The 13,163-nt window shown below is 37.8% G+C and carries 16 protein-coding genes; 9 read left to right on the top strand and 7 right to left on the bottom strand.

The annotated features are described in order from the left end of the window. The first annotated feature begins 122 nt into the window (after positions 1 to 122). The 6 genes from AC0VYJ_RS14905 to mnhG are packed head-to-tail and all read left to right on the top strand — an operon-like array spanning position 123 to position 5,383. Entirely contained in the window at positions 123 to 2,465 is a 2,343-nt protein-coding gene (locus AC0VYJ_RS14905; RefSeq protein ID WP_475365527.1) for a Na+/H+ antiporter subunit A, read from the top strand. Beyond that, a complete protein-coding gene (locus tag AC0VYJ_RS14910; RefSeq protein ID WP_194219477.1) occupies positions 2,465 to 2,803 on the top strand; it encodes a Na(+)/H(+) antiporter subunit C in 339 nt (112 codons plus the stop codon). Before AC0VYJ_RS14905 ends, AC0VYJ_RS14910 begins: the two co-directional genes overlap by 1 nt. Continuing rightward, complete coding sequence (locus AC0VYJ_RS14915) at positions 2,796 to 4,277, top strand: Na+/H+ antiporter subunit D (protein WP_430244154.1); 1,482 nt, start codon at positions 2,796 to 2,798, stop codon at positions 4,275 to 4,277. The genes AC0VYJ_RS14910 and AC0VYJ_RS14915 overlap by 8 nt, the downstream gene beginning before the upstream one ends. A gap of 5 nt (positions 4,278 to 4,282) precedes the next feature. Next, positions 4,283 to 4,759 (top strand): Na+/H+ antiporter subunit E, encoded by a 477-nt coding sequence (locus tag AC0VYJ_RS14920; protein WP_475365528.1) that lies wholly within the window; start codon positions 4,283 to 4,285, stop codon positions 4,757 to 4,759. Further along, positions 4,756 to 5,046 (top strand): Na(+)/H(+) antiporter subunit F1, encoded by a 291-nt coding sequence (locus tag AC0VYJ_RS14925; protein WP_194219474.1) that lies wholly within the window; start codon positions 4,756 to 4,758, stop codon positions 5,044 to 5,046. Before AC0VYJ_RS14920 ends, AC0VYJ_RS14925 begins: the two co-directional genes overlap by 4 nt. Continuing rightward, entirely contained in the window at positions 5,018 to 5,383 is a 366-nt protein-coding gene (mnhG, locus tag AC0VYJ_RS14930; protein ID WP_475365529.1) for a monovalent cation/H(+) antiporter subunit G, read from the top strand. Before AC0VYJ_RS14925 ends, mnhG begins: the two co-directional genes overlap by 29 nt. A 67-nt stretch (positions 5,384 to 5,450) precedes the next feature. Here the strand turns inward: mnhG and AC0VYJ_RS14935 are convergent, their stop codons facing one another. Continuing rightward, the gene (locus AC0VYJ_RS14935) at positions 5,451 to 5,618 is read right to left on the bottom strand and encodes a hypothetical protein (RefSeq protein ID WP_194219472.1); all 168 of its coding nucleotides are present in this window, start codon (positions 5,616 to 5,618) and stop codon (positions 5,451 to 5,453) included. A gap of 187 nt (positions 5,619 to 5,805) precedes the next feature. On the opposite strand from AC0VYJ_RS14935, the gene yfkAB reads away from it, so the two are divergent. Next, positions 5,806 to 6,924, top strand: a complete 1,119-nt coding sequence (yfkAB, locus tag AC0VYJ_RS14940; protein WP_430244150.1) for a radical SAM/CxCxxxxC motif protein YfkAB — start codon at positions 5,806 to 5,808, stop codon at positions 6,922 to 6,924. Between the two features lie 113 nt (positions 6,925 to 7,037). Next, positions 7,038 to 7,781, top strand: coding sequence for a GDSL-type esterase/lipase family protein (locus AC0VYJ_RS14945; protein WP_430244148.1), 744 nt, complete (start codon positions 7,038 to 7,040; stop codon positions 7,779 to 7,781). A gap of 494 nt (positions 7,782 to 8,275) precedes the next feature. Here AC0VYJ_RS14945 and sigK read toward each other — a convergent pair whose 3' ends face one another. From sigK to AC0VYJ_RS14960, 3 genes are all read right to left on the bottom strand, one after another. Beyond that, positions 8,276 to 8,989, bottom strand: a complete 714-nt coding sequence (gene sigK, locus AC0VYJ_RS14950) for an RNA polymerase sporulation sigma factor SigK (protein ID WP_404681504.1) — start codon at positions 8,987 to 8,989, stop codon at positions 8,276 to 8,278. 123 nt (positions 8,990 to 9,112) lie between these two features. Beyond that, positions 9,113 to 9,271 (bottom strand): hypothetical protein, encoded by a 159-nt coding sequence (locus tag AC0VYJ_RS14955; RefSeq protein ID WP_194219468.1) that lies wholly within the window; start codon positions 9,269 to 9,271, stop codon positions 9,113 to 9,115. Positions 9,272 to 9,324: 53 nt separating this feature from the next. After that, complete coding sequence (locus tag AC0VYJ_RS14960) at positions 9,325 to 9,765, bottom strand: Rrf2 family transcriptional regulator (RefSeq protein ID WP_194219467.1); 441 nt, start codon at positions 9,763 to 9,765, stop codon at positions 9,325 to 9,327. A gap of 197 nt (positions 9,766 to 9,962) precedes the next feature. Between AC0VYJ_RS14960 and hmpA the strand changes: the two genes are divergently transcribed. Further along, positions 9,963 to 11,177, top strand: coding sequence for an NO-inducible flavohemoprotein (gene hmpA, locus AC0VYJ_RS14965; protein WP_194219466.1), 1,215 nt, complete (start codon positions 9,963 to 9,965; stop codon positions 11,175 to 11,177). Positions 11,178 to 11,219: 42 nt separating this feature from the next. On the opposite strand, the gene AC0VYJ_RS14970 is transcribed toward hmpA, so the two are convergent. The 3 genes from AC0VYJ_RS14970 to nadE all read right to left on the bottom strand — a co-directional run bounded on the left by AC0VYJ_RS14970 (position 11,220) and on the right by nadE (position 13,119). Beyond that, on the bottom strand, positions 11,220 to 11,666 hold the full coding sequence (locus AC0VYJ_RS14970) for a hypothetical protein (protein WP_475365530.1): 447 nt from the start codon (positions 11,664 to 11,666) through the stop codon (positions 11,220 to 11,222). Positions 11,667 to 11,773: 107 nt separating this feature from the next. Beyond that, positions 11,774 to 12,205, bottom strand: coding sequence for a hypothetical protein (locus tag AC0VYJ_RS14975; protein WP_430244139.1), 432 nt, complete (start codon positions 12,203 to 12,205; stop codon positions 11,774 to 11,776). A 92-nt stretch (positions 12,206 to 12,297) separates the two neighbouring features. Next, positions 12,298 to 13,119, bottom strand: a complete 822-nt coding sequence (gene nadE / locus AC0VYJ_RS14980; protein WP_194219463.1) for an ammonia-dependent NAD(+) synthetase — start codon at positions 13,117 to 13,119, stop codon at positions 12,298 to 12,300. Between the last annotated feature and the right edge of the window lie 44 nt (positions 13,120 to 13,163).

The following is a 13,163-nucleotide window of genomic DNA, read 5'->3' on the forward strand; positions in this document are numbered from 1 at the left end:
GTTGCTTTTTTAAACAGGAAAAGTTGATAAACGTGTCGGTTTTTGATTACAATTGAGGTATCGCAATATGAGTTCATTTGAACTTTTATCATATTGAGCATTAGTGGGGAGGTTTTTGTAGAATGCTTCATGCAGCTGTCTTGCTACCTTTTCTGGCAGCGTTTTTCATCCCGTTACTTTATCGGGGCGTCAAACAAGTCCATTTAGGATGGTTTGTTCTTTTAGTTCCGATAGTGTTGTTTGGGTATTTTCTTACGTTTATAAAAGAAGTTACGCAGGGTGTACATACACTTAAAACGTTTGAGTGGATTCCATCACTCGGAGTGAACGTTACATTCTATATTGATGGTCTTGGCCTGTTTTTCGCGCTTTTGATCACTGGAATTGGATCACTCGTTGTTCTCTATTCCATTTATTATTTAAGTAAAGCCGAAAAGCTTGGCCATTTTTATGTCTATCTCCTATTGTTTATGGGAGCCATGCTCGGGGTTGTGTTGTCGGATAATTTATTTGTTCTCTACACATTCTGGGAATTAACGAGCATTTCATCATTCCTGCTAATTGGATACTGGTACCAACGAGAGAAATCAACATCTGGTGCCCTTAAATCCATGATGATTACTGTTTTTGGCGGTCTAGCCATGCTCGGTGGTTTTTTACTCATGGCAGATATCACAGGAACGGCAAGTATTAGGGGGATTATTGAAAGCGGAGAGATGATTGTTACGTCTTCCCTTTTCCCATTCATCTTAGTACTCGTACTACTGGGAGCTTTTACGAAATCAGCTCAGTTTCCATTTCATACATGGTTACCTGACGCAATGGAAGCACCAACACCAGTCAGTGCCTTCCTACACTCAGCTACTATGGTTAAAGCTGGTATCTACCTTGTTGCGAGGTTAAGCCTCATCTTCGCAGGTACCGATCTCTTTTTCTTGATTGTTAGTGGATTTGGATTGCTCACGCTATGCTGGGGATCTTATATGGCGGTTAGACAAACAGATCTTAAAGCTATCCTCGCCTATTCGACGATTAGTCAACTGGGTATGATCATGGCTATGTTAGGTTTTGGTACTGAAGTGGCTATTCTTGCAGCGGTATTCCACATTTTGAACCACGCTACGTTCAAAGGGAGTCTCTTTATGGTCGCAGGTATTATTGATCACGAGACAGGCACTCGAGATATTAGAAGGCTCGGAGGCCTATTTACGTTCATGCCAATCACTGCAACCTTAGCATTCTTTGGCACATTCTCAATGGCAGGATTCCCGCTACCTTTTCTAAACGGTTTCCTGAGTAAAGAAATGTTCTTTGAATCGTCCCTGCATTTTGAAAATGCATCTACAATTGTTGAAGCTGTTTCACCTTATTTCCCTTATTTAGCAGTTGGCGGAAGTATCTTCACTTTTGTTTATTCCATTATGCTTTTCTTCCGAACATTTACCGGTAAACAAAGGGATAAATTACCTAAAGAACCACACGAAGCACCGATTGGTATGCTTATCTCGCCAATCATTCTTGTACTTCTTGTGATCGTCATTGCTTTTGTTCCGAACGTTTTTGGGCATTCTCTTCTTTCGCCAATGGTGGATTCCATAGCCGGTTCAGCTGGTGAAACGCATATTAAATTCTGGCACGGATTAGGGCCTGCTCTTTACATGAGTTTAGCTGTACTTTTGCTAGGAACGGTTTTCTATCTGACCCGTACAAAATGGGAACGTATATACAATATTTTACCTGGTAAACTTTCTGCAGCTAAAGCCTATGATGGTATTATAAACGGCATCATAAATGGATCTAAGAAATTAACGAATGGTTATATGACTGGATCTCTCAGGCATTACATGATATATATCCTAATCTTCTTCATAGCTCTTGTCTCCATCACCATAAGTGTTACTGGAGGCTTCGAAATGTCATTTGATGACCTGGCCCCGATTGCTATTCCTGAGTTACTTATAGCGATTGTGATGGCCGGCGCTGCTTTTGGAACGATTTTTATGAAGAATCGTATTGCCGCTATTCTAGTACTTGGAATCGTAGGGTATGGATTATCCCTATTATTCGTCTTCTTCCGAGCACCAGACTTAGCGCTCACTCAGCTTATTGTAGAAACCGTAACGGTTGCACTATTTCTTCTATGTTTTTATCACTTGCCTAATTTTGATAAACAGAAGGAATCCAAAAGAACAAACGCCGTTAACTGGGTCATCTCTATATCTGTAGGGGTTCTTGTAACTATGATAGGAATCGCTTCACACAGTACGAAATTGTTTGAACCAATTTCAGAGTACTTTCTTAAAAACTCCTATAAATTGGGCGGAGGAGACAACGTTGTTAACGTTATTCTTGTTGACTTCCGTGGACTTGATACGATGCTTGAAATCCTTGTACTTGGACTTGCTGCGCTCGGCATCTTCACAATGATTAAATTGCGTCCGAGTAAGAAGGAGGGAAATGATTAATGGAAATTATCATGTCTGTACTTGCAGGTCTGCTTTTTACAGCAGGTGTCTACATGATGCTGCAAAAACAAATTCTTAAAATCATTATCGGTACGGCACTGTTGTCTCATGGAGCACACCTCTTTATTATTACGATGGGAAAGTTAAATCGTGGAAAACCTCCTATCCTTGCAGAAGGCGTAACAAGTTATGTTGATCCGTTACCACAGGCACTTATATTAACTTCCATCGTTATTAGTTTCGGTGTGACATCGTTTCTTCTTGTGCTAGCGTATCGGACATATCAAACGAACGGTACTGATAATATGGAGAAGTTAAGGGGTAACGAAAATGAGTAATCTAGCTATACTACCAATTTTATTACCGTTATTAACTGGAATCATTCTTGTATTCCTCAATAAACGGTTGCCACTTGTACGATTGATTACACGCATTATGGTGCTAGTCAATCTCGCAGTTGTATCTGTCATCGCATTTAATGTGATTCAAAACGGCACGATCGTATTAAAAGCCGGGGATTGGACAGTGCCTTATGGCATTGTTCTGGTCGCCGATCCGCTTGCTATGTTGTTAGTCGTCACTGCGAATATCATTGCGGTTGCATGTGCTTTTTATGCTTTTAATTCGCTTGATGAACAACGCGAACGGTTTTACTTTTATCCGCTTTTTCAACTTCTCATTGCGGGTGTTAGTGGTGCGTTTCTAACAGGAGACCTATTTAACTTATTCGTCTTCTTCGAAGTACTGCTTATTGCTTCATACGGATTAATCGTTCTTGGTGGGACCAAAGAACAATTCAGAGAGTCCTTTAAATACATCATTATCAATCTATTTTCATCTATGCTGTTTGTTACAACGATCGCCTTTCTATATGCAGTAGTTGGGACAGTCAATATGGCTCAGTTAGCTGAACGGATCGGTGAAGTTCAACAGGATGGTGTGTTAACGACCATTGGCATTTTGTTATTGATCGTTTTTGCAACGAAAGGTGCGCTTTTCCCATTATATTTCTGGCTCCCTAAGTCTTATACAGTTCCACCAACTGTTATTTCAGCATTATTTGGAGCGTTACTTACCAAAGTTGGGGTATATTCTATACTAAGAGTTTTCTCTCTGATCTTCGTCTATAACCTTACAGTTACGCATCAAATTTTGCTTGTACTGGCAGGATTCACGCTTGTTTTCGGTGTGATTGGGGCCCTTTCGACGAATAATGTGCAATTGATTATTGCCTATAATATCATTCCAGCAGTTGGTTATATGATTCTTGGTATTGGCACGTTCTCAGCAACTGCTCTTGCAGGCACAATTTATTATTTGCTTCATGATATGATTATTAAAGCAGCACTCTTCTTCCTTGTTGGTGCTATGGTGGCTTACGCCGGCACATCAGATTTAAGAAAGATGGGTGGCATTATTAAAAATCAACCAGTCCTTGGATGGCTCTTTTTCATTGCAGCATTAGCGCTTGCTGGATTACCGCCATTTAGTGGATTTATCGGTAAACTCCTTATTCTAAGAGGTGCTTTCGAGGAAGGACATTATGTACTAGCGATTATAGGATTAGTGACCAGTCTTTTAATTCTTCTTTCTGTTATCCGCATCTTTATTAATGGATTCTGGGGAGAGGCAAAGCAGGAATATGTTTCAACAGTTAACTCTACTAAAGGTAAAATAATGCCTGCTACTTTCTTACTCATTTTCACGATATTTCTTGGATTAGGTGCAGAATTTATTTATCCTACGGTTCAAACAATTGCGGATCAAATGATTGATCCAGCAAATTATATTGATTCGGTTATGAAGGAGTAGATGGCATGCCAATACAAATTATCATAAACCTGATTATTGCCGTTCTCTGGATGTTTCTTTTTGAAAGTTACTCTTTTAGTACGTTCTTTGTAGGCTATTTATTTGGAATCGGATTACTTCTATTAATGGAGCGTTTCATTCCAGACCGCTTTTACTTTTATCGTCTTTGGGCGATTCTTAAGTTATTGTTTTTGTTTATTAAAGAGCTGATTATGGCTAATGTTCAGGTTGTTAAGCTCGTATATAGTCCCAATCTTAAAATGGAACCAGGCATTATCGCTGTACCCATTGATGTTCGAACAAACTGGGAAATTACGATGCTCGCAAATCTCATTACATTAACACCAGGGACACTAACGGTTTCAGTCGCTCCAGATAATATGCACATTTATATCCATGCTATGGACGCACCTGATGCAGATGAGGTTATTAAAGAAATTAAAGGCACATTTGAGAAAGCAATTATGGAGGTGACGAGATGACTTCTCTTTTATCTACTGTATCAACCATTTGTATCGTCATCATCGCAATCTCTACCCTATTTTTACTCTATCGAGCAATAAAAGGACCTTCAAATCCTGACCGTGCTGTTGCACTGGATACAATCGGCATTAATCTTATGGCAATAGCGGGTATTCTAGCAATCAAACTGGAAACAGCGTATTTCAATGATATTATTCTTCTTATTGGAATTCTCGCTTTTATAGGCACAGTAGCTATTGCTAAATTTCTGGAAAAGGGTGTTATCATTGAAAGAAGTCGTGATTAGCATTTTTATGATCATTGGCACGTTTTTCCTTTTTTCTGGAGCACTTGGAATTTTTCGACTTCCTGACGTTTATACTCGTCTACATGCTGCTTCAAAAAGCGCTACTCTAGGAGTAGCTGGAATCCTCATTGCCGCTTTCCTTTATTTTATCTTTGAAGAACAAATGATAAGTGGAAAGCTCATTCTCGGTATTATTTTCATTTTGATGACAGCTCCAGTTTCTGGACATATGATTTCTAGAGCTGCTTATCAAAAAGGTGTTCCGCTCTGGGATAAAACTACGAGAGATGATCTTGATAAAGCACAAAACCAAAAAGCAAGTACGAAAAAGGGTTAAACCCTTTCGTACTTGCTTTTTTACATGTTGACCGTGTCCTTGAAATTATTGTTATAGATTTATCAAATTATTTATAGCTTCCATAATGATTAGCGTAGTAATAGTATCCTCCGCCAATAACAAGTAGTAATACTAGTAGAACAACGATTAAGGCAAAATATCCTCCGCCATAGCCTGGATATGGGTATGGGTAAGGCGGATAAGGATAACCACAACCGGGATAACCGTAACTCATGCTCCCCCTCCTTCTCTCCTTCAAACAATCTATTGGTAGATATTACAGTCTATGATAGGTTGATCAAAAATGTATGGACATTGGCGGAGTTTTCTAAATTCATTACTACATCTGTTCATCCTTCATTTTATGTTCTACAATTATAGAAGGGTGTAAGCCTTGAACTAACACTAAGGGGTCGATTTAAATGATAACACCAATGAAAACAATAACGCCTAGCTATGACCCATGGGAAGCTTATATGGATGTTGAAGAATATGGAAATATGATTCTTTCCAACATAGAACTAACAACGACTACTTTATGTAATATGAGATGTGAACATTGTGCAGTTGGTTATACATTGCAACCAAAGGATCCTGATCCACTTCCTCTAGACCTTATTACTCGTAGTCTTGATGAAGTAGAAAAACTTAGGGCGTTAAGTATTACGGGTGGTGAACCAATGCTTTCCATGAAATCGGTTAAGCAATATGTAGCTCCACTTCTTAAATACGCTCATGAACGCGGAGCGAGAACACAAATCAATTCAAATTTAACGCTTGATCGTAAGCGATATGATTTGATCATACCCTATCTTGATGTTTTACATATTTCACATAATTATGGAAGCATAGACGATTTCACTGACATTGGATTCGCTGTTATGGAAAGGAAGCCATCTCTCAAACAGCGGGAAGCTTATTTCCATCGTATGGTTGAGAATGCAAAAGATTTAACATCTAAAGGTGTCATCGTATCAGCGGAGACAATGATTAATCGTAGAACTCTTCCAAATATCGTGAGCATTCATCAACAAATAGCAGACATGGGGTGCCAGCGTCATGAAGTTCATCCGATGTATCCGTCAGACTTCGCTTCAGGTCTTGATATTGCCTCTTTGGATGAAATTCGAGAAGGAATTCACCGTTTATTAGATAATCGAGATCCAGATGTTTGGCTCTTATTCGGTACCCTTCCATTTTACCCATGCAGTTCCAATCAAGAAGACCTTAGACTTCTCGAAAGATTATATTCAGAACCTAATGTCACTGTTAGAAATGACCCAGATGGACGTTCTAGATTAAATATGAATATTTTCGATGGCGATATTATCGTAACTGATTTTGGAGATACGCCACCACTTGGAAATATTAAAGATACTAATCTGAATGATGCTTACGAAAAATGGCAAGAAAGTAAAATGGCTCAAAGCATAAGTTGTCATTGCCCTGCAGTAAAGTGTCTAGGACCCAACCTTCTTGTAAAGGATGCTTACTATCAGGATGTTGATTTCTTACAAAAAAAGACAAACATCTCGCTATAACCTCCAATTTTGGGGGTTTTTTTACTCATTTTTAAATTTAATACCATTTTCAGCTTTCGCATTAACTCAGATAGGGTATAATACCTATCGTAATCTATAGGAGTGTGATAGTTGTGAAGAAAAAGACATGGATTCTGATTCTAGTTGCGGGATCTCTTGTTATTTTGCTTGCATTGGCTGAGAACCAAACAGATTTTCTAAGAACCAATGCAAATGAAATGCCCGAAAATGATTCAGAATCAAAGAAGAAAAACATTACGTATTATACTAAATATTATCAGACTAAAAAGAGCATTTATGACTCTTATAAACATGAGGAAAGCGAAACCATTTTCCTCGGTGATAGTTTGACTGATTATTATGAGTGGGGGGAAGCTCTTAGTGACCATGAAGTATTAAATCGCGGTATTGCTGGGGATACGACTACAGGAGTTCTAAACAGGATTGAAGAAGTCGTAAAAGCAAAGCCAGATCGGATTTATTTGTTAATTGGTATTAATGATATGATTGCTGGGCAGTCAGTAAACAAAATTGAAACCAATTATAAGCAAATTCTAGATACGCTCAAAACGCAATCACCTAACACAAAAGTTTATGTGCAAAGTTTATTTCCGGTGAACACAGCATTAACTGGTCACCCACTAAATAATTCAATCATTAAGGATTTAAATAAACGCCTAGAAGATCTTTCGAATCTGTATGATTATCAATTTATTGATATTTATCCAGAGCTAGTAGAGTTTGGTCAGTTAAATAAAGATTTCACATTTGATGGGCTTCATCTTAATGGAGAAGGATATAAAATATGGACACGAAAAGTTCTCTCAACATATAACACTAACGCAGAGGAGAAATAATAAACTCTTCAATGCGTTATTGCTTTTTTGCTTTTGTGTGTTAAACTATAAGAGACCAACCTTAAAATGCTTCGGAGGAAAACCTCCGGAGTCCTTTTTTTTGCTCTTTTTAGCTTTTAATTCATTAATGAGTCCTTGCTCCTGGCAAATTGACATGGTTAGTCAACAAAGAGTTGTTCAGTTTTAAACATTCAAACTATCTTTCTTAAATGACAAAATCCAATTGTTTCTTCTACATTTACAACATAAAATGTTACAACTCATTCAGAAAGCTGATTTTCTTTTGATAAATAGACTATTTCGACCGACTGATGATGAGTTAGATACCCTTTTTATTTTTGATACTTCATACACCCCCTCATTCAGATTGTTTGTTCCGATCGTATTACGAACAAACTGCCAATATTTCTCACGAGAAGAGAGAAGTTATTTTTCCTATTAGCGTTATGACCAATTGATGAAACAAACATAAAAAAACCTGCACTTTGGCAGGTTTAGGCTCCACTCTCTTTTTCTTTTCGATTACGATAGAATTCATGAAACAGTTTCATTAGTGCTCGCTTTTCAATTCTAGATACGTAACTTCGTGAGATCCCAAGCTGTCGGGCTATTTCTCGCTGTGTTAATTCCTTCTCAAGATTCAGACCAAATCGCCCAACAATAACTTCCTTTTCTCTGTCATCTAAAATATGAATGTACTCATATATCTTCTTTTTCTCCATGTTTAACTGAATTAATTCAACAATATCTTCCGTTTCTGCTTTTAAGACATCGATCAGAGAAATTTCGTTCCCTTCCTTATCCTGACCTATGGGGTCATGAAGAGATACGTCTTTTTTCGTTTTCTTCAAAGCGCGGAGATGCATCAGAATTTCGTTCTCAATGCATCTTGCAGCATAGGTTGCTAGCTTAGTACCCTTGTCAGTAGAGTAGCTTTCAATTGCTTTAATTAATCCGATTGTCCCTATCGAAATGAGATCTTCAGGGTCTTCACCTGTATTTTCAAACTTCTTCACAATATGAGCGACAAGACGGAGGTTATGCTCGATCAGACGATTTCGTGCATCTTCATCACCTTTTGCCATCAGTTCTAAATACTTTCTTTCGTCCTTTCTTGAGAGAGGCTGAGGAAAAGCATTGTTCTTCACAAACGAGACAAAGAAAAGAACTTCCTTACATACGTAAGCAAGTGCTGCCAGTAATGACACATACTCACCTCCCAAAGATGGGCTTTTACTATATCTTATGTTTATGTGAATGCCTACCCCTACGTGTCTGTCCTTATGGAATTCTAATTAAAAAAATAAGACGCCCCTGACTGGAACGTCTTATCAACCGTTATAATCTCTATTCTTTTCTCTTGCCCACTTCTCAGACATAACTTCTTCCCTTAAATACCGATGATGGGTGGAGTAACGTCCATACTTCAAACGTATAACTGTTAGGATAGCAACGATTCCGCCAAGACCTGTCAGCTCTAACCATTCCATACCTGCCACTCTCCTCTAATGACAGTATATTCATAAATAATTAGATTGCTACGCTATAGATTAGTGTTGAATAGTTTAACGAGCATCTCATCGTTTATAATTAAATCAGACAGCTGATAACCATCCAAAACTTCAAAATAAGCTGATAAGGCATCATGTAGGACATGTTTTAATCGACAAGCAGGACTAATCACACAACTATTATTTTCCTTATCAAAGCACTCCACTAAATTGAAGTCTTCTTCAGTGCTTCTTACAACTTTTCCTACATTAATATCTTCTGGGAGATGAGCGAGTCGCAATCCTCCATTTCGCCCTCTAATCGTTTCGATATATCCATTTTTCCCAAGCTCATGTGCTACTTTCATGAGATGATTTTTTGAAATTTGATAGGCATTAGCGATTTCTTGTATGCTAGCTAACTTATCCTCTTTCATACTACCAAGATAAATCAGCATTCTTAACGAGTAATCCGTGTAATTAGTTAAACGCATGTTCCTTCAACCTCTTTTCGCTCCATTGTTCATGGGTCTATTTTATCATACCTCCTAAAACATAGTGTTCTACAATGCTTTCTATAAGATGTGAACGTTTCTTTAAAGATGTATATTTTATATTGCTTTTCAAATAACAATTCGATACTATAAAGATGTATTAAAAATGCATCTTTAAAATATTGGAGGTTTTATCTATGTTATCACCTAAAACCATTACTACAATTAAATCAACAGTACCTGTCCTCGAAGTTCACGGTACTGAAATTACAAAGCGTTTTTATGAAATGCTATTTGAGAACCATCCTGAACTATTAAATATTTTTAATCACGCTAATCAAAAACAAGGAAGACAACAACAAGCTCTTGCAAATGCAGTTTATGCAGCTGCCAAACATATTGATCAATTAGAAACTATTCTTCCTGTTGTTAAACAAGTTGCTCATAAACACCGTAGCCTTGGTGTTAAACCAGAACATTACCCAATTGTAGGAGAATATTTGCTTAAGGCTATTAAAGAAGTTCTTAAAGAAGATGCAACAGAAGAAATTTTACTTGCATGGGAAGAGGCCTATGGCGTCATAGCTAGCGTTTTCATCGAGGTGGAAGAAGAGATGTATGAAGACGCAGCAAAACAACAGGGTGGTTGGGACCTTGAACGCACTTTTGTTGTCGACAGGAAACAGAAAGAAAGTGATGTAATTACCTCATTCTATTTAAAACCAGCTGACGGGGAGCCAATTGCTTCATTTAAACCTGGTCAATATATTAGTGTCAAAGTTCATATTCCAGGAGATCAATTCACTCATATTCGTCAATACAGTTTATCTGACGTTCCTGGTAAACCTTACTATCGTATATCTGTGAAAAAAGAAGAAAATCCTTCAAAACCTGACGGAATCGTTTCCAACTATTTACACGACAATGTTAAAGAAAATGATGAGTTAAGCTTAACCGCTCCTGCAGGTGACTTTTATTTGGAGGAAGATCAATCTCCAATCGTTCTCTTAAGTGGTGGGGTAGGTATAACACCTATGCTAAGTATGCTGAAGACCAGCGCAGATCAAAATAGAAAAACGACTTTTGTTCATGCAGCACTTAATGGAAATGTCCATGCTTTTGACGAGGAACTTAAGACTCTCAATCATCCATCTATGGACTATTTCGTATGTTACGAATCCCCTACGAAAGAGGATTCTATGAAAAACAGTTATCAAAAAGAAGGATTTGTAACGAGCGAATGGTTAAAAGAAATTCTTCCATTAGAACGCAATACGCATTATTATTTCTGTGGACCACTTCCATTTATGAAGGCTGTTAAAGAAGCATTAACAAAGCTCGGAGTCGATGAAGATAAAATGCATTTCGAGTTTTTCGGTCCAGCCGTCGCTTTAGAACCATCAATGCCATAACCGAACTTCTAAACATTAAAGAAGCGCCAAATAGGCGCTTCTTTAAATTGTTATAATAACCGTGTGATTTCGTTCCTTTATGAAAGAACTAATTTCATCCCAGTCCTTTTCAAATGGAATATAAGGGACAAAGATAGGCTTTTGAGTATTTTCGTTAATAATAGCAATAACTGGGGAACCGTTTATTTTTCCAAACATAACTTCTTTAACGGACGAAAAAGCTACACTTCGACAGCTAAATCCTAGTAACTTGTGTTCGATCCTATATTCTGTTAGTTCGATTCGCTGTGTTCGAATGCAGAAACTAAGAAAGGTACAAAACAAGACATAAATGAGCCCAATTAGCATGAAACTTCGCCAGCGTTCAAATGTTAAATCTTCTTTTAACCACAACAATAGGGTGCCAAAGCAAACGACAATACTATACACAAGCATCATAAAAAATTCGACTGCTTTCACTTTCGGGTAATACGTTTTGATTACCTTCATAAACGTCACACCTTTACGTTAAATGGATGTGAAGCACGTTTTTCACTTATTTTAACAAGGTGTTTATCATCTGTATATGTTTTCAGAAAATTACATATTATAAAGTTTTACTTATAAAGCTTCATAGAGTGTTCTTTTAGAAGCGCTAGAATGTCCTTGAATTGTGGAACAAGATTGTAAGCATAGTTCCAGGCATTATTTTCAATTAGGACGGATACTTGCTTCTTCATTTCTAAACACTCAGTATGTGCCCTCTTACTAGCTAAAATAGGAAGGTTAGAGTCTGCGGCATGACCAAGTTCATGAGCCAAAATCACAGTGAAAAAATCAAGAAATTGTTCCTCTGATCCAATTAACTTAACACACTGCGTTCGTACCTCTTCTACATAAATTGTGACTTGATTCGTTTCTAATGAATATTTTCCTCCTATTAGTCTTCGCTCAGGAAAATAGTCTTTTAATTGAATTTGCACATCTAAACCTGAATCTCTGAGAAGCTTGTGACTAATGTCTTGAAGATAATTTATATTATCGCTCATGTCCCCAAACCCTTTCACCTTGATAGCACCATCTCCTGTTTTATTTATTCATACGCAAAAAAAAGAGACCTTATTCAGGTCTCTTTCTCATCTTACTTCCACCAGCTATCGAATATTGTTGCGGCCATGTTTCGCTTATGCTTTGTTTTAATGAAATGATTCTCAATTGTCTTAGAAGCCTCTTCAGGAACTTCTTTTCCTTCAAGGTAATCATCGATATGCTTATAACTTACTCCTAGCGCTTCTTCATCAGGAAGTGCTGGGCGATCATCTTCTAAATCAGCTGTCGGCACTTTCTCCACAAGATGGTCTGGCATACCGATTTCTTCAAGAATCGCTCTACCTTGACGTTTATTCAAACCAAAAAGAGGCGTGATATCGCATGCCCCATCGCCATGCTTCGTATAGAAGCCCGTCACAGCTTCTGCTGCGTGATCTGTTCCAATAACAAGCTTCTTCTCATCGCCTGCAATGTTATACTGAGCAATCATTCGCTCTCTAGCTTTGTTATTGCCTTTTGTAAAATCAGTAAGGCTATTTCCTGTGGCTTCAAGATATGTTGAGACTGAAGCATCAACGGCAGGTTTAATATTAATCGTAACCGTTTGATCAGGCTTAATGAACTTGAGTGCGGCCTGAGCGTCATCTTCATCACTTTGCTCTCCGTATGGTAGTCGCACAGCAATAAAACTTGCATCAGTTCCTTCTTCACGAAGTTCCTCAACTGCAATTTGTGCAAGACGCCCTGCAAGTGAAGAATCCTGTCCACCTGATATTCCAAGAACAAATCCAGTTGTTCCACTTTTCTTGAGATAATCTTGTAAAAATCCAACGCGCTTTTTGACTTCTTCTTTTACATCAATTGAAGGTTGTACACCAAGCTCTTCAATAATTTCTTTTTGCATTTCTCTCATTATTGTCACTCCTTTTAAATACCACATCTCTTATTTTTATATAA

This window comes from Anaerobacillus sp. 63XJN7_5_ISO-PGPR-S23-430 (genome assembly GCF_056173695.1).

Coding starts and splice junctions, on each gene's coding strand:
- AC0VYJ_RS14905 (WP_475365527.1), top strand. CDS start 123: ATGCTTCATGCAGCTGTCTTGCTACCTTTTCTGGCAGCGTTTTTCATC.
- AC0VYJ_RS14910 (WP_194219477.1), top strand. CDS start 2,465: ATGGAAATTATCATGTCTGTACTTGCAGGTCTGCTTTTTACAGCAGGT.
- AC0VYJ_RS14915 (WP_430244154.1), top strand. CDS start 2,796: ATGAGTAATCTAGCTATACTACCAATTTTATTACCGTTATTAACTGGA.
- AC0VYJ_RS14920 (WP_475365528.1), top strand. CDS start 4,283: ATGCCAATACAAATTATCATAAACCTGATTATTGCCGTTCTCTGGATG.
- AC0VYJ_RS14925 (WP_194219474.1), top strand. CDS start 4,756: ATGACTTCTCTTTTATCTACTGTATCAACCATTTGTATCGTCATCATC.
- AC0VYJ_RS14935 (WP_194219472.1), bottom strand. CDS start 5,618: ATGAGTTACGGTTATCCCGGTTGTGGTTATCCTTATCCGCCTTACCCA.
- yfkAB (WP_430244150.1), top strand. CDS start 5,806: ATGATAACACCAATGAAAACAATAACGCCTAGCTATGACCCATGGGAA.
- AC0VYJ_RS14955 (WP_194219468.1), bottom strand. CDS start 9,271: ATGGAATGGTTAGAGCTGACAGGTCTTGGCGGAATCGTTGCTATCCTA.
- AC0VYJ_RS14960 (WP_194219467.1), bottom strand. CDS start 9,765: ATGCGTTTAACTAATTACACGGATTACTCGTTAAGAATGCTGATTTAT.
- hmpA (WP_194219466.1), top strand. CDS start 9,963: ATGTTATCACCTAAAACCATTACTACAATTAAATCAACAGTACCTGTC.
- AC0VYJ_RS14970 (WP_475365530.1), bottom strand. CDS start 11,666: ATGAAGGTAATCAAAACGTATTACCCGAAAGTGAAAGCAGTCGAATTT.
- AC0VYJ_RS14975 (WP_430244139.1), bottom strand. CDS start 12,205: ATGAGCGATAATATAAATTATCTTCAAGACATTAGTCACAAGCTTCTC.
- nadE (WP_194219463.1), bottom strand. CDS start 13,119: ATGAGAGAAATGCAAAAAGAAATTATTGAAGAGCTTGGTGTACAACCT.